This is a genomic window from Amycolatopsis nigrescens CSC17Ta-90, from assembly GCF_000384315.1.
Lineage (GTDB): Bacteria > Actinomycetota > Actinomycetes > Mycobacteriales > Pseudonocardiaceae > Amycolatopsis > Amycolatopsis nigrescens.
The window spans coordinates 6,050,582-6,065,105 of record NZ_ARVW01000001.1; the positions used below are offsets into that span (position 1 = coordinate 6,050,582).

Genomic DNA, 14,524 nt, shown 5'->3' on the forward strand with positions numbered 1-14,524 from the left:
TGTTGCGCGGGTTAGCATGTTTTCGGCGGGAAGGGGAAGGTTTTTGTGAGGCACCTTGCGAGTGAACCTGTGAGCACGGCAGCCGGTGAGGGCGCCCGGTGAGCGTGCTGGAAGACATCGTCGAAGGGGTGCGCGCGGATCTCGCCGAGCGTGAAGCGGCGCTGCCGTTCGACGAACTCAAGCGGCGTGCCGCCGAGGCCGCGCCGCCGCGGGACGTGATGGCGGCGTTGCAGGAGTCCGCGGTCGGGGTGATCGCCGAGGTCAAGCGGCGCAGCCCGTCCAAGGGTGACCTGGCCCAGATCACCGACCCGGCCGCGCTGGCGAAGGACTACGAGGATGCCGGCGCCAGGGTGATCAGCGTGCTCACCGAGCAGCGCCGGTTCGGCGGGTCGCTGGCCGACCTGGACGCGGTCCGTGCCGCGGTGGACATCCCGGTGCTGCGCAAGGACTTCATCGTCAGCCCGTACCAGGTGCACGAGGCGCGCCTGCACGGTGCGGACATGGTGCTGCTGATCGTCGCGGCCCTGGAGCAGAACGCGCTGTCCGCGTTGCTGGACCGGGTCGAGTCGCTCGGCATGACCGCGCTGGTCGAGGTGCACAACGCCGAGGAGGCGGACCGTGCGCTGGAGGTCGGCGCGAAGGTGATGGGCATCAACGCGCGCAACCTGCACACCCTCGAGGTGGACCGCGAGGTGTTCGGCAGGCTCGCCCCCGGGTTGCCGATGGAGGTCATCAAGATCGCCGAGTCCGGGGTCCGCGGGCCGGGTGACCTGATGGCCTACGCCGGGCACGGCGCGGACGCCATCCTGGTCGGTGAGGGCCTTGTCGCCTCCGGCGATCCGAAGGGCGCGCTGGTCAAGCTGGTCACCGCGGGTTCGCACCCGGCCTGTCCGAGGCCTTCCAGGTGACCAGCGCGCACAAACACACCAAGCACGACCCGGACGAGCGAGGACATTTCGGCCCGTACGGCGGGCGGTTCATGCCGGAGGCGCTGATCGGCGCGCTGGACGAGCTGTCCGCCGAGTACGACAAGGCCAGGCTCGACCCGGAGTTCACCGGTGAGTTCGCCCGGCTGCTGGCGGGCTACGCCGGCCGGCCGTCGCTGCTCACCGAGGCGCCGCGGTTCGCCGAGCACTGCGGCGGGGCGCGGATCTTCCTCAAGCGCGAGGACCTCAACCACACCGGCTCGCACAAGATCAACAATGTGCTGGGCCAGGCGTTGCTGACCAAGCGCATGGGCAAGAAGCGGGTCATCGCGGAGACCGGGGCCGGCCAGCACGGCGTTGCCACCGCCACCGCCTGCGCGCTGCTCGACCTCGAATGCGTGGTCTACATGGGCGAGGTGGACACCGAGCGGCAGGCGCTGAACGTGGCCAGGATGCGGCTGCTCGGCGCCGAGGTGGTGCCGGTGAAGACCGGCTCCCGCACGCTGAAGGACGCCATCAACGAGGCGCTCCGCGACTGGGTGACCAACGTCGAGACCACGCACTACCTGCTCGGCACCGCGGCCGGCGGGCATCCGTTCCCGGTGATGGTGCGCAACTTCCACCGGGTCATCGGCGAGGAGGCCCGCCGGCAGATCCTGGAGCAGACCGGGCGGCTGCCGGACGCGGTCACCGCCTGCGTCGGCGGCGGTTCCAACGCGATCGGCATCTTCCACGGGTTCATCGACGACCCGGAGGTCCGGCTGGTCGGGCTGGAGCCCGGCGGCCACGGCCTCGACTCCGGCGAGCACGGCGCGACACTGGCCAAGGGCACCCCCGGCATGCTGCACGGCGCGTTCTCCTACCTGCTGCAGGACGAGGACGGGCAGACCATCGAGGCGTACTCGATCTCGGCCGGGCTGGACTACCCCGGGGTCGGGCCGGAGCACTCCTGGCTCAAGGACACCGGGCGCGCGGAGTACCGCTCGGTCACCGACGACGAGGCCATGCAGGCGTTCCGGCTGCTGTCCCGCACCGAGGGCATCATCCCGGCGATCGAGTCCTCGCACGCGCTGGCCGGCACCATGGTGCTGGGCCGGGAGCTCGGGCCGGACGCGCTGATCGTGGTCAGCCTCTCCGGCCGCGGGGACAAGGACGTGGACACCGCCGCCCGCTACTTCGAGCTGGTCGACGAGGAGAAACTGTGAGTCTCGACGCGCTCTTCGAGCGGACTCGTGGCGAGGGTCGGGCGGCGCTGGTCGGCTACCTGCCCGCCGGCTACCCGACGGTGGACGCCTCGAAGGACCTGCTCGGCGCGATGATCGACGGCGGCGCCGACCTGGTCGAGGTCGGCGTGCCGTACTCCGACCCGGTGATGGACGGCCCGGTCATCCAGGCCGCCGCGGACGCCGCGCTGACCGCGGGCTTCCGGCTGAAGCACGTTTTCGAAGTGGTCGAATCGGTGGCCGCCCGCGGCGGGCACGCGGTCGTGATGACCTACTGGAACCCGGTGCACCGGTACGGCGTGGACGCCTTCGCGCGGGACCTCGCCGCGGCCGGCGGACTGGGCCTGATCACGCCGGATCTGACCCCGGATGAGGGCGGCGACTGGCTGGCCGCCTCCGAGGCGCACGGGCTGGACCGGATCTTCCTGGTCGCGCCGTCCTCCTCGGAGGAGCGCATCGACCTGACCGTGCGGGCGAGCAGCGGGTTCGTCTACGCCACCGCGGTGATGGGCGTGACCGGCGCCAGGGAGTCGGTCGGTGCGGGCGCCGCCGAGCTGGTCCGGCGCACGCGTGCGCACACGAGCTTGCCGATTGGAGTCGGGCTCGGCGTGCGCTCCGGCGAGCAGGCCGCCGAGGTGGCCGCGTTCGCGGACGCGGTGATCACCGGTTCGGCGCTGGTGGCCAAGGCCGCCGAGGGCGTGGACGCGGTGCGCACGCTGACCGCGGAGCTGGCCGAAGGCGTGCGAAAGGCCGTCACCCCGGCCTAGTTTCGAAACTGTCGGTGCCCGGTGGAACACTCCCGGTATGGATACCGTACTGAGGAGCGACCTACATGTCAGAATGGAATTCGGCAGTGGTACCCGACATCGGTGGAGGTGCGCCGCGATGGCTGTTCCCACGGACGTCGGCCCCTTGGTGCCGAGGCATCACGGCGAGTGGACCGTCGAGGACGTGCTCGGGCTGCCCGAGGACAGCAGCAGCCGGATCGAGCTGGTGGACGGGGCGCTGCTGGTGACTCCGGCGCCCGCGTCCGGGCACCAGCGGCTCCTGCAACGGCTGCAACTGCGGCTCCATCCGGCGATTCCGGCGGGTGCGGAGCTGCTGCCAGGGGTGAACGTCCGGCTGGGCGGCCGCCGGATGCTGATCCCGGACTTCGTGGTGCTGGGCAGCGCCGGTGCGGAAACGGTCTACTACGACGGCGCGGACCTGCTGCTGGCCGGTGAGATCGAGTCGCCGTCCACCAGGATCCAGGACAGGGTGCTCAAGCGGGCCCTGTACGCGGAAGCGGGGGTGCCGTACTACCTGCTGGTGGATCCGGCCCAGGTTCCGGAGGCGGTGTTGTACCACCTTTCCGGCGGCGAATACACCGAACTGGCGCGCAGCGCCGACGGCAGGCTGGAACTGAGCGTTCCCTTCGCCGTCGATTTGGACCTGACCAGCTGATTGTAGGAATTCTGTACGGCCGGTCCGCAGACTGCGGGCATGGCTGAACGCGAACCGGTGGACCGGCGGAGGTTTCTGCACGGCGTCGGCGCGCTGGCGGGTATCGGGGCGGCCGGGTTGCTGCTCCCGGGAACCGCGAGCGGGGCCGCCGCGCCGAGGATCTACAGCTGCGCCGAATGGGGCGCGAGAGCACCTCAGGATCAGCTGGTCACCTTGAACCACAAGGCGAATCGCATTCTGGTGCACCACATCGCCAGTGCGAACAGCACGGACTACTCGCTGGAGCACGCGCTGCAGGTGGCGCGGAACGACCAGGCCGACCACATGGACAACAACGGCTGGTCGGACACCGGGCAGCACTTCACCATCAGCCGCGGCGGCTACCACCTCGAAGGCCGCCACGGCAGTCTGTCCACGCTGCGCTCCGGCACGAAGATGATCAAGGCCGCGCATTGTCCTGGGCAGAACGAGAACGCCATCGGAATCGAGAACGAGGGCACCTACACCTCGGTGGAGCCGCCCGCCGCGCAATGGAAATCCCTCGTCGCGCTGTGCGCCTACATTTGCGCGCAGTACGGGATCCCGGTCGCCGAGATCAAAGGGCACCGCGATTTCTACAACACCGAATGCCCCGGCGAGAAGCTGTACGCGAAACTGCCCCAGCTCCGCCGTGAGGTCGCCGCCGCACTCGGCTGAGCCGCCGCTCTTTCGAGTGAGTATTCGGGCTCGGCTTAAGAGCTGTTCCGCGCGTTGCCCCGGACTGGTTGATTCGAATGGTCACCAGTTCGAGCAACGGAGGAAACCATGAACAGCAACGATTTCACGGCCACCGCACGGGGTACCGGCTGGGCGACCACCCGCCTCGCAGCAGTTCGCGGCCCAGCGGAGTGAGGCTGTGCTGGACGGCCTGGCCGACCCGGCTGGTGGTCAGCAGCCCGGCGTTGCGCAGCACCCCGGTGTGCTGGCTGACCGCGGCCTGCGAGACGTCCAGCCGGGCGGCGAGCCGGGTGGTGGAACCGGCGACGGCGAGTTCGGCGAGCAGCCGCGCCCTGGTGGCGCCGAGCAGCTTGCCGAGCGCCTTGCCGTCAGGGCCGGCCGGGTCGGTGGGGTCGGCGGGATTGCGGCCGCTGCGGACCGAGAGCACGTCCTCCTTGAGCGCCGGGTAGACCAGCGTCGGCGGCCGTTCGGGGTCGAGCAGGGTGACCGGCGCGCCCCAGCAGAAGTGCGCCGGCAGCACGGTCAGCCCGCGCCCGCCGAGGTCGATCGTGCGGTCCACCGGGTAGTCCGCCTCGAGCACCGGGTTCCGCCACCGGATGGACGGGTGCAGGGTGCTCAGCAGGTGGTCCACGCCGTGCTCCACCAGCTGCCGGGCGCGGACCGCGCGGTCGGCCTCCACCCGCCGGTGCACCTCGCGCCAGACCGGGCCGACCGCGATCGCGTGGCAGTCGCGCAGCACGCCGACCAGGCCGTCCAGCCTGCCGTGCTCGTGCAGCCGCCGGGCCCACGGCGGCGCGGGCGCGCGCCGGAAGGTGCGGGCCAGGTCCGCGCGCAGGCCGGCCTTGGGCAGGCTGAGCATGGTGGCGTAGTGCGCGTTGACATCGCCGACGTCGCCTTCGTCTATCTGCGGGGTGAGGAAGTCCGGGAAGGAGCCGCCCGGTCGCGCCAGCGCAGCGGCGAGCGGCAGCCGGCGGGCCCGCCCGGTCCGGCCGAGCGCACGCATCCTGGTCCGCCAGCTCCGGTATTCGGCGGGCAGCACCGGTGACTGCATGCTGTTGATGGCCAGCACGAGCTCCCAGGTCGGGTGCGCCGCGGCCACCCGCACCCGGCCGAGGTCGGCACCGGAGAAAACGATCCGCAGCACCATGCGTCCCCCTCGCGGCCGGAGTTCCTCCCGTCCCCACGGGACCCGGGCACGCCGACGAGGTTAGGAACGCCGCCTTGAACGAACCTTGCTCCTGCCGCGGCGCACCAGCCCTCAGAATCTTGCGGGACACCCGCACCCGATCGATGGGGGCATGCGCAAAAAGCCTCGCATGCCCCCATCTCAGTACACCCAGCGCAGCGCCGCGGTGACTTGCTCGGGCGTGGCCGCGGCGAACACGCGGATCTCGTGCCGGCGCAGCTCCGCCAGCGTGGTCGCCAGCGGCCTGCCGAACGACTCGGTCAGCACCGGCTCCGACTCGAACGCGGCCACCGCGGCGTCCAAGGTGGTGGGCAGGCGCTCGATCCCGCGCTCCCGCCGTTCGTCCTCGGTGAGCGAGCCGGGGTCGACGTCCACCGGTTCCGGCAGTGTCGCCTCCTCCGCCAGCCCGGCCAGTCCGGTGAAGAGCAGCCCGGCCACCACCAGGTAGGGGTTGGCCGCCTGGTCGAAGCACTTCACCTCCAGGTTGGCGGCGCGGTGCCGGTCCCCGGCGACCCCGCGGACCAGCCGCAGCGGGGTTTCGCGGTTCTCCAGGCCCCAGCCGCGAAAGACGCCGGCCCAGTGGTGCGGCAGCAGCCGCAGGTAGCTGGCCACCGACGGGGCGCCGACCGCCAGCAGCGCGGGCAGCCGGTCCAGGATGCCCGCGGCGAAGGACTCGGCGGCCGGGGTCAGCCCGAAGACCCGGTCGCCGCCGGCGAACACGTTCGTGTCTCCCCGCTGGATGCTCAGGTGCACGTGACCGCCGTTGCCGACGCCGCTCGCGCTGAACTTGGGGGAGAAGGACGCGCGGAGGCCGTGCTCCCCGCTCACCGCGCGGATCGTCTGCCGGACCAGTACCGCGGTGTCCGCAGCCCGCACCGGGTCTTCGGCCGCGACGGAGAGTTCGAACTGGCCGGCCGCGTACTCCGGGTGCACCTGCTCCACCGCAACCCCCTGACTGTCCAAAGCGGACACCAGGGCGCGCAGATAGCCGGCGTGCTGGGAAAGCCGGGCGAAACCGTAGGCGGGGCCGAGCACCGCGGCGGACGGGTCGTCCGGTGCGTCGTCGGCGGCGACCACCCATTCGATCTCGAAGGCGAGCTTCGCGGTGTAGCCCTGCTCGGCGAGCCGCCGTACGGCGCGCTTCGCCAGGCCGCGCTGGTCCTGTTCGTGGACCGCGCCCTCCTGGTCGTACCGGTCCGCAGGCGTCCACGCCCAGCCGGGCAGGCCGGCCAGCGCGACCAGCCGGTCCGGGTCAAGGTGCAGGCGCAGGTCGCCGACCGGGCCGGCGGAGTACTCGCCGGGCACGATCTCGTCGTCGAAGGCGAAGAAGTCGAACGAGTTCGACGCGCCGACACCCCAGGCGGCGGCGGTGGCCACCCGGCTCAGCGGCACGGCCTTGGTACGGGTGATCCCGCTGTTGTCCACGAAGGTCATCGCGACCAGCTCGACCCCGGCGGCGGCCAGCCCGGCCGCGGCCTCCTCCGCGCGTGCCGCCAAGCCTTCGCGATCGAGATCAGCCACCGCTGCTCCGCCCTTCCTTTTCACCGGATCCGTGCGGGACTCATCCTGCCCGTGCGCACGCCGATCCGGCCAGCGGCAACTAGGCTTGGCGCCGGGGATGGTCCGCGTCGTCGGGCGTCGCCGGAGGAGGAGCATGACCGCGTTGCTGCCGTATGTGGCGGAGCTCCCGCTGGTCGACCACCACTGCCACGGCCTGGTCGCGGCGGACCTGGACCGCGCTGCGTTCGAGGAGCTGCTGACCGAGGCCGATTCGGTCTCACCGCTGGGCACCACCCTGTTCGACTCGCTGGCCGGGCTCGCGGTGCGCCGCTGGTGCGCCCCGGTGCTGGACCTGCCGGCGCACAGCGACCCCGACGACTATCTCGCCAGGCGGGCCGAGCTGGGCGCGACCGAGGTGAACCGCCGGTTCCTGCGCGCCACCGGAACCGCCGACTTCCTGCTGGACGGCGGTTTCCAGGCCGAGCGGCTGACCGGCACCGAGGAGCTGGCCGGGCTGGCCGGCGCCCGCGCGCACGACATCGTCCGGCTGGAGCAGGTCGCCGAACAGGTGCTGGCGTCGGGCACCTCGGCCGTCGGTTTCGCCGGGCGGTTCGCCGAGACGCTGGCGGAACGCGCGGCCGGCGCGGTCGGGCTCAAGTCGATCGCCGCCTACCGGGTCGGCCTGGAACTGTCCGGGGAACGTCCCGGCGCGGCCGAGGTCGCCGGCGCTGCCGGCAACTGGCTGTCCTCCGGCAGGCCGGTCCGGCTCGCCGACGAGGTGCTGCACCGCTTCCTGATCTGGACCGGCATCGACCTCGGCCTGCCGGTGCAGTTCCACGTCGGCTACGGCGACTCCGACGTCGACCTGCACCGCTGCAACCCGCTGCTGCTCACCGGGCTGCTGCGCGCCACCCGGTCCACCGGGGTGCCGATCCTGCTGCTGCACAACTATCCGTTCCACCGCGAAGCCGGCTACCTCGCGCAGGTATTCGAGCACGTGTTCGTGGACGTCGGCCTGGCAACGCACAACGCGGGCGCGCGGGCCCCGGCGCTGATCGCGGAGACGCTGGAGCTGGTGCCGTTCGGCAAGTTCCTGTTCTCCACCGACGCTTTCGGCCTCGCTGAGCTGTATCACCTCGGCACCTTGCTGTTCCGGCGCGGGCTGTCCGACTTCCTGCGCGGCGGCCTCGACGCGGGCGAGTGGTCGGCGGCGGACGCGGAACGGATCGCGCGGCTGGCCGGGTACGAGAACGCCCGCCGGGTCTATCGGCTGGCTGTGACATGACCACCGACGACGCACTCTTTCCCGCGGAGGAGAGATGACCACCGACGACGCACTCTTTCCCGCGGAGGAGAGATGACCACCGCATCCGGGCGGCTCTGGGCCGACTGGCTGGCCGCCGTCTCGGCCGAGCTGCCGTCCGCGATCGGGCTGCGGCACCGCCTGCACGCCGACCCGCGCCTCTCCGGCGACGAGGAGGACACCGTGCTGACCGTGCTCGACGCACTGGACGCCGGTGCCGGTACGCGGGTGGCGAAGACCGGTCGGGCGGTGCTGCTGCCGGGGCCGGGCACCGGGAGACCGATCGCGTTGCGCGCCGAGCTGGACGCGCTGCCGGTGGCCGAGCGGACCGGCGTGCCGTGGGCGTCGGAGTCCGGGGTGATGCACGCGTGCGGGCACGACGTGCACCTTGCCGCGCTGGTCGCGGTGTGTCGGGCGGCGGTGCGGGTCGGGGTGCCCCGGCCGATCCTCGCGCTGTTCCAGCCGCGCGAGGAGACCTCGCCGTCCGGGGCGTTCGACATCGTGACCTCCGGTCTGCTCGGCGAGTTCGGGGTCGAGGCGGTGATCGGCGTGCACGTGCAGCCCCAGGTGCGGGCCGGCACGGTGTCCGCGGTCGGCGGGCCGGTGAACGCCTCCACCGACGAGTTCGAGATCGTGGTGAGCGGCCGGTCCGGTCATGCCGGGTACCCGCACCTGCTGCGGGACCCGATCCTGGCGCTGAGCCAGATCGTGGTGAACCTGCAGCAGATCGCCAGCAGGCGGGTCGACCCGGTGTTCGGTGCGGTCTGCTCGGTCGGCCGGATCAGCGCGGGCACCGCGGCCAACGTGGTGCCGAGGGAGGCGACCGCGCTCGGCTCGATCCGGCTGATGCGGGAGTCCGACCGCGGTGCGGCGCACCAGTTGCTCCGCGAGATCGCCGAGGGCACCGCGCGGGTGCACGGCTGCACCGCCGAACTGCGCGTCATGCCGTGCGAACCGGTGCTGCACAACGATTCCGCGCTGGCCGCGGCCGCCAGGGGCTGGCTGGGCAGGGGCGGGATCGAGGTGGACACCGAGTTCCGCTCCTTCGGTGCCGACGACTTCTCGCACTACTGCCAGGTCACCCGTGGGCTGATGATGTTCGCCGGGGTCGGCGACCCGGACGGGGTGCAGGCCCTGCACGACGAGCACTTCCTGCCGACGGACGACACCGTCGAGCTGCTCGCGCACGCCTACATCGCCGGCTACCTCGCCGCGACGGAGGATGACCGGCGCTGAAGGCGTCCCCTTCAGCAGGTATGGACGGGCACGTTACGGTGACCCGGTGAATTCCGCCTCGGTGATGTTCCTCGCGACCATTCCCAGCCCGGACCGCGGGGTGTGGCAGCTCGGCCCGATCCCGCTCAGGGCGTACGCGCTGTGCATCATCGCGGGCATCGTGGTCGCCATCTGGTGGGGCGAGCGGCGCTGGCAGCAACGCGGCGGCAGCAAGGGCACGGTCGTCGACCTCGCCGTGTTCGCCGTCCCGTTCGGCCTGGTCGGCGGCAGGCTCTACCACGTCATCACGGACAACCACCTCTACTTCGGCGAGGGCAAGAACCCGCTCAACGCGCTGAAGATCTGGGACGGCGGGCTCGGCATCTGGGGCGCCATCGCGCTCGGCGCGGTCGGCGCCTGGATCGCCTGCCGCCGCAAGGGCATCCCGCTGCCCGCGATGGCCGACGCGCTGGCCCCCGGCATCGTGGTCGCGCAGGCGATCGGGCGGCTCGGCAACTACTTCAACCAGGAGCTCTACGGCGGGCACACCGACCTGCCCTGGGCGCTGGAGATCTACCAGCGGTTCAGCCCGGACAACCCGTCCATCCCGGACCAGGGCCCGAGCGGGGTCGCCTTCGGCAACATCCCGCTGGCGGACAGCCCGGTGCACCCGACCTTCCTCTACGAGCTGCTCTGGAACCTGGGTGTGGCGCTGCTGGTGGTCTGGGCGGACCGGCGTTTCCGACTCGGCCACGGCCGCGCGTTCGCGCTCTACGTCGCCGCGTACACCGTCGGCCGCTGCTGGATCGAGCTGATGCGCACCGACAGCGCGACCCTGGTGTTCGGGGTGCGGGTCAACGTGTGGACCTCGATCCTGGTGTTCATCGGTGCGGTCGTCTACTTCGTGCTGGCCGGCAAACGCGGGCCACGGGAGGCGCCGGAGACCTTGCGCAGCAAGGACGACGACCCCGACGAGCCCACTGAGCCCACCGACCCGGCCGACTCCACCAAGCCCGCCGACAGCCCCTCCGCTGAGGAACCCGCCGAGGTCTCCACCTCCCCGGACCAACCCAAGCCCCCCGCCCCTGACTCCGACAAGTAGCCCGAGCGCAGCGAAGGCCACCTTGCCTGCATCCAACGCAGGCAAGGTGGCCTTCGCTGCATCGCGCGGCCCTCAGCGGGAGACGAGGCCGCGGCCGGTGACGAGGGGCAGGTCCAGTGCGGTCAGCAGGCCGGGCGGGGCGGCCACCACCGCCGGGATCGCGTTCACCAGGCGCATCGCGGTCGCCTTGAGCCCGGCGGTGTTGTGGTCCCCGTCCGAGCCGAGCAGTCGCAGGTCCAGCGTGTAGTCGGGCTCGCCGCGCACCTCCACCCGGTAGCAGCCCTGCCCGCTCGGCTGCGGCCAGTCCGGTCCGAGGTCGGGCCGCAGCCGGGTGACGTGCTCCAGCACGCACACCGCGCGCCCGTCGCGCATCCCGCGCACCTCGAAGCGCAGCGCGGCGGTGCTGCCCTGCTCGATCCGCCCGGAGGCGATCTCGAAGGTCTCCGGGGCTGGCAGCCGTTCGTGACGTTCCTCGACCGCGTCCAGCTCCACGTCGAGCCCGGCCGCGAGCTGTCGGACCACGCTGCCCCACGCCATGCTCAGCACTCCCGGCTGAAGCAGCATCGGCGTCTGGTCCGGCGGGCCGCCGAAACCCATGATGTCGAACAGGACCTTGGCGTTGTCGTAGGTCGAGTAATCCAGGATCTCCACGCAGCGCACCTCGTCGATGCGTTCGCAGACGCCGGTGAGCACCAGCGGCAGCCAGTCGTTGGCGAAACCGGGGTCGACCCCGTTGACCCAGAGCGAAGCGCCGCCGTCGGCGGCCGCCGCGCGGATCGGGTCGGAGACCTCGGCGGGCACCACCCCGTCCGGGAACTGGAGGAACACCGGGCTGCTGGAGACCACGTTGATCCCGGCGGCGAGGATCCGCCGCAGGTCCGCCATCGCCTCGGGCAGCCGGTCGTCGGCCATCGCGGTGTAGACCACGCAGTCCGGTCGCAGCGCCAGCAACTCGTCGGTGTCGGTGCTCGCGGCCACGCCGAGGGTGCGGCCGAGCCCGGCCAGCTCACCCGCGTCACGGCCGGCCTTGCGCTCGTCGGAGACCCACACCCCGGCCAGTTCCAGGTCGGGGCGCGCGTCGATACCGGCGATCGCGTGCCGCCCGACGTTGCCGGTGCTCCATTGCACGACCCGATAGCTCACCTTGGCTCCTCCTGTTGTCCGCGGGCGGGTTCGCTCACAGGTCCGGCAGTCCGAACTCGAGGTTCGGCGCCTGCAGGCCGCCGTCCGCCTCCAGCACCTTGCCGGTCAGGTACGCGCCGGCCGGGGACGCCAGGAAGAGCACGGTGGCCGAGATGTCCTCGACTTCGCCGATCCGGCGCAGCGGGGTCGCCCGCTCCATCCTGGTGCGCAGCTCGTCGTTGCCCACCACCACTTCCAGCGCGGAGGTGGCCACCGAGCCGACTGCGATCGCGTTCACCCTGATCCGCGGCGCGAGATCGGCCGCGGCCAGCCGGGTGTAGTGCGCGAGTGCGGCCTTCGCGGTGCCGTAGGCGAGGTAGCCGCGGCCGGTGACCCGGCCCATGACCGAGGAGATGTTGACCACCGCGCCGCCTTCCCCTGCCAGCATCGCCGGTGCGGCCGCCCTGGTCAGCGCGTGCGCGGTGGACACGTTGAAGCGGAAGGCCTCTTCCAGCAGCTCGTGGTCGGTCTCCAGCAGCGGCCGGGGCATGGTGCCGCCGACGTTGTTCACCACCAGGTCCAGCCTGCCGAACTCGGCCACCGCGGCGTCCGCCAGCGCGGCCGCGTTCGCCGGGTCGCTCAGGTCGGCGGGCACCACGTGCGCCCGGCGACCGGTGGCGGCGATCCGGGCCGCCACGTCGCGCAACTGCTCTTCGGTGCGGGCGGACAGCACCACGTCGGCGCCGGCCTCGGCCAGCGCAACGGCGGATGCCGCGCCGATTCCGCGCCCGGCCCCGGTCACCACCGCCACCTTGTCCGGCACCAGGAACCGATCGAGAATCATGCCGCTGAATGTAACACGTTCTACTTAGTGTGCGCCTCGTCCGAATGCCCCTCAAGGCCACCTTTGGGGCGTTGAAGGTAGCAAAGGTGGCCTTAAGGGACGGTCAGTGAGCCGGGGCCGGAGTCGGGGGTGGAACGGGTTCTGGGGCGGATGGGGGCGATCGAGAGATGGCCGCCGGTGGTGTGCAGCACCTCGACGTCGGCGCCGTAGTGGCGGGAGAGCCGTTCGGGGGTGAGCACCTCGGCCGGCGGGCCGGACGCGACCACCTCGCCGTCGTCGAGCAGCAGCAGCTGGTCGGCGTACTGGGCGGCGAAGGTCAGGTCGTGCAGGGTGGACACCACGGTGATGCCGTCCTCGCCGCGCAGCCGGTCGACCAGCTCCAGCAGCGCCTGCGCATGCCCGACGTCCAGGCCGGTGGTCGGTTCGTCGAGCAGCAGCAGTCGGGTTCGCTGCGCCAGCACCCTGGCCAGCACCGCGCGCTGCCGTTCCCCGCCGGAGAGGGTGCGCAGCGCCCGCCCGGCCAGCCGTTCCAGGTCCAGCCTGGCCAGCACGTCGTCCACAATGGACAGGTCCTGGCCGCTTTCCCGCGCCAGGGTGCCCAGATGTGGGGTCCGGCCGAGCAGCACGTAGTCGGTCACGGTCAGCCCGTCCGGCAGCACCGGGTTCTGCGGCGCGTAGCCGATCTCCAGAGCCTTTTCCTTGCGCGACAAGGAATCCGACGAACGGTCGTGCACACTGGTGTGGCCGCCGCCCGGCAGCAGCCCGGCCATGGTCTTGAGCAGGGTGGACTTGCCCGCCCCGTTCGGCCCCACGATGGCCAGCCAGCCACCGTCCGGCACCTCCACGGAGACCCCGCGCACTACCGGATTCCCGCTGTACCCGGCGTAGACGTCCTTCAGCCGCAACGCTTTCATGACACCCGCCCGCGGGAGGAACGCAGGATCACCGCGAAGAACGGGGCGCCGGCGAACGCGGTCACCACGCCCAGCGGCAGCTCGCCGGGCATGATGGTGCGCGCGATGTGGTCCGCGATGATCAGGAAGGTGGCACCGCCGACCAGCGACAGCGGGACCACCACCCGGTAGCTCGCGCCGAACAGCATGCGCACCACGTGCGGCACCACGATGCCGACGAACCCGATCAGCCCGCTCACCGCCACCGCCGCCGCGGTGGCCAGCGAAGCCGCAGTGAGCAGCAGCAGCCGGACCCGGCCGGGGCGGATGCCCAGTGACGCCGCCTCCGCGTCGCCGAGGGTGAGCACGTCCAGCAGCCGGGCGCACAGGCAGAGCACCACCGCGGCCAGCGCGATGTAGGGCAGCGCGATCCAGACCTCGCGCCAGCCGCTGACGTTCAGCCCGCCCAGCATCCAGGTGTAGACCTGCCGGATCGTCTCGGTGTTGAACTGCTGCACGAAGGTCTGCACGGCGGTCAGGAAGGCGGCCACCGCCACCCCGGCCAGCAGCAGGGTCGCGGTGCCGCTGCCGCCGCCGGTGGACCGGCCGAGCAGCCAGCTCAGCCCGACCCCGCCCAGCGCGCCGGCGAACGCGGCCAGCGGCAACGGGCCGACGATCCAGCCGGTGACCGCCGGCGCCAGCACCACCACCAGGGTGGCCGCCATGCCGGCGCCCGCCGCCGCGCCGAGCAGGTACGGGTCGGCCAGCGGGTTGCGGAACACGCCCTGGAAGGCCGCGCCGGACCCGGCCAGCGCGGCCCCGACCAGTCCGGCGAGCAGCACCCTCGGCACCCGGATCTGCCAGACGATCGCCGCCTCGCGCTCGGACAGCGGGGACCGGCCGCCGGTGAGCTGGGCGGTGATCTCGCCGAGCACTCGCTGCCAGCCCAGCTCGCCCGCTCCCACCAGCACCGCCAGCAGCAGCACCACCGCCAGTACCAGCAGCCCCAGCAGCAACGTGCCGGGCCGCAGCGTGGTCTGGTTCTTCACG

14 protein-coding genes are annotated in these 14,524 nt (G+C 71.9%); 8 read left to right on the forward strand and 6 right to left on the reverse strand.

The annotated features are described in order from the left end of the window. Nucleotides 1-98: 98 nt before the first annotated feature. The 5 genes from trpC (at nucleotide 99) to AMYNI_RS0128890 (ending at nucleotide 4,288) form a co-directional block, all read left to right on the forward strand. The gene (gene trpC / locus AMYNI_RS0128870) at nucleotides 99-908 is read left to right on the forward strand and encodes an indole-3-glycerol phosphate synthase TrpC (protein WP_020671567.1); all 810 of its coding nucleotides are present in this window, start codon (nucleotides 99-101) and stop codon (nucleotides 906-908) included. Further along, on the forward strand, nucleotides 905-2,131 hold the full coding sequence (gene trpB, locus AMYNI_RS0128875; protein WP_020671568.1) for a tryptophan synthase subunit beta: 1,227 nt from the start codon (nucleotides 905-907) through the stop codon (nucleotides 2,129-2,131). The genes trpC and trpB overlap by 4 nt, the downstream gene beginning before the upstream one ends. After that, nucleotides 2,128-2,916 carry a tryptophan synthase subunit alpha gene (gene trpA / locus AMYNI_RS0128880; RefSeq protein WP_020671569.1) on the forward strand — a complete coding sequence of 263 codons (789 nt, stop codon included), beginning with the start codon at nucleotides 2,128-2,130 and terminating at the stop codon, nucleotides 2,914-2,916. Before trpB ends, trpA begins: the two co-directional genes overlap by 4 nt. A 118-nt stretch (nucleotides 2,917-3,034) precedes the next feature. After that, nucleotides 3,035-3,592: a Uma2 family endonuclease gene (locus tag AMYNI_RS0128885; protein WP_020671570.1), complete on the forward strand. Its 558-nt coding sequence runs from the start codon at nucleotides 3,035-3,037 to the stop codon at nucleotides 3,590-3,592. 39 nt (nucleotides 3,593-3,631) lie between these two features. Beyond that, the gene (locus AMYNI_RS0128890) at nucleotides 3,632-4,288 is read left to right on the forward strand and encodes a peptidoglycan recognition protein family protein (RefSeq protein WP_020671571.1); all 657 of its coding nucleotides are present in this window, start codon (nucleotides 3,632-3,634) and stop codon (nucleotides 4,286-4,288) included. A gap of 124 nt (nucleotides 4,289-4,412) precedes the next feature. Here AMYNI_RS0128890 and AMYNI_RS0128895 read toward each other — a convergent pair whose 3' ends face one another. Together AMYNI_RS0128895 and AMYNI_RS0128900 are read right to left on the reverse strand one after the other, a co-directional pair. Next, on the reverse strand, nucleotides 4,413-5,456 hold the full coding sequence (locus AMYNI_RS0128895; protein WP_020671572.1) for an ArsR/SmtB family transcription factor: 1,044 nt from the start codon (nucleotides 5,454-5,456) through the stop codon (nucleotides 4,413-4,415). A gap of 180 nt (nucleotides 5,457-5,636) precedes the next feature. Then, nucleotides 5,637-7,016, reverse strand: coding sequence for a type I glutamate--ammonia ligase (locus AMYNI_RS0128900; protein WP_020671573.1), 1,380 nt, complete (start codon nucleotides 7,014-7,016; stop codon nucleotides 5,637-5,639). Nucleotides 7,017-7,149: 133 nt separating this feature from the next. Between AMYNI_RS0128900 and AMYNI_RS0128905 the strand changes: the two genes are divergently transcribed. From AMYNI_RS0128905 to lgt, 3 genes are all read left to right on the forward strand, one after another. Then, a complete protein-coding gene (locus tag AMYNI_RS0128905) occupies nucleotides 7,150-8,280 on the forward strand; it encodes an amidohydrolase family protein (RefSeq protein WP_020671574.1) in 1,131 nt (376 codons plus the stop codon). 72 nt (nucleotides 8,281-8,352) lie between these two features. Next, a complete protein-coding gene (locus AMYNI_RS0128910) occupies nucleotides 8,353-9,534 on the forward strand; it encodes a M20 metallopeptidase family protein (protein ID WP_020671575.1) in 1,182 nt (393 codons plus the stop codon). A gap of 64 nt (nucleotides 9,535-9,598) precedes the next feature. Further along, nucleotides 9,599-10,615: a prolipoprotein diacylglyceryl transferase gene (gene lgt, locus AMYNI_RS0128915; protein ID WP_040407426.1), complete on the forward strand. Its 1,017-nt coding sequence runs from the start codon at nucleotides 9,599-9,601 to the stop codon at nucleotides 10,613-10,615. Nucleotides 10,616-10,687: 72 nt separating this feature from the next. Here lgt and AMYNI_RS0128920 read toward each other — a convergent pair whose 3' ends face one another. The 4 genes from AMYNI_RS0128920 to AMYNI_RS0128935 all read right to left on the reverse strand — a co-directional run bounded on the left by AMYNI_RS0128920 (nucleotide 10,688) and on the right by AMYNI_RS0128935 (nucleotide 14,523). After that, on the reverse strand, nucleotides 10,688-11,758 hold the full coding sequence (locus tag AMYNI_RS0128920; RefSeq protein ID WP_020671577.1) for an NAD(P)H-dependent amine dehydrogenase family protein: 1,071 nt from the start codon (nucleotides 11,756-11,758) through the stop codon (nucleotides 10,688-10,690). A gap of 34 nt (nucleotides 11,759-11,792) precedes the next feature. Beyond that, the gene (locus AMYNI_RS0128925; protein ID WP_020671578.1) at nucleotides 11,793-12,581 is read right to left on the reverse strand and encodes an SDR family oxidoreductase; all 789 of its coding nucleotides are present in this window, start codon (nucleotides 12,579-12,581) and stop codon (nucleotides 11,793-11,795) included. A gap of 92 nt (nucleotides 12,582-12,673) precedes the next feature. Beyond that, nucleotides 12,674-13,495, reverse strand: coding sequence for an ABC transporter ATP-binding protein (locus AMYNI_RS0128930; protein ID WP_020671579.1), 822 nt, complete (start codon nucleotides 13,493-13,495; stop codon nucleotides 12,674-12,676). Next, complete coding sequence (locus AMYNI_RS0128935) at nucleotides 13,492-14,523, reverse strand: FecCD family ABC transporter permease (protein ID WP_020671580.1); 1,032 nt, start codon at nucleotides 14,521-14,523, stop codon at nucleotides 13,492-13,494. Before AMYNI_RS0128935 ends, AMYNI_RS0128930 begins: the two co-directional genes overlap by 4 nt. Nucleotide 14,524 lies beyond the last annotated feature (1 nt).

Excerpts from the sequence above, each read along its gene's own strand:
- AMYNI_RS0128885 (WP_020671570.1), top strand. The coding sequence starts at position 3,035 with ATGGCTGTTCCCACGGACGTCGGCCCCTTGGTGCCGAGGCATCACGGC.
- AMYNI_RS0128890 (WP_020671571.1), top strand. The coding sequence starts at position 3,632 with ATGGCTGAACGCGAACCGGTGGACCGGCGGAGGTTTCTGCACGGCGTC.
- AMYNI_RS0128895 (WP_020671572.1), bottom strand. The coding sequence starts at position 5,456 with ATGGTGCTGCGGATCGTTTTCTCCGGTGCCGACCTCGGCCGGGTGCGG.
- AMYNI_RS0128905 (WP_020671574.1), top strand. The coding sequence starts at position 7,150 with ATGACCGCGTTGCTGCCGTATGTGGCGGAGCTCCCGCTGGTCGACCAC.
- AMYNI_RS0128910 (WP_020671575.1), top strand. The coding sequence starts at position 8,353 with ATGACCACCGCATCCGGGCGGCTCTGGGCCGACTGGCTGGCCGCCGTC.
- lgt (WP_040407426.1), top strand. The coding sequence starts at position 9,599 with ATGTTCCTCGCGACCATTCCCAGCCCGGACCGCGGGGTGTGGCAGCTC.
- AMYNI_RS0128925 (WP_020671578.1), bottom strand. The coding sequence starts at position 12,581 with ATGATTCTCGATCGGTTCCTGGTGCCGGACAAGGTGGCGGTGGTGACC.
- AMYNI_RS0128930 (WP_020671579.1), bottom strand. The coding sequence starts at position 13,495 with ATGAAAGCGTTGCGGCTGAAGGACGTCTACGCCGGGTACAGCGGGAAT.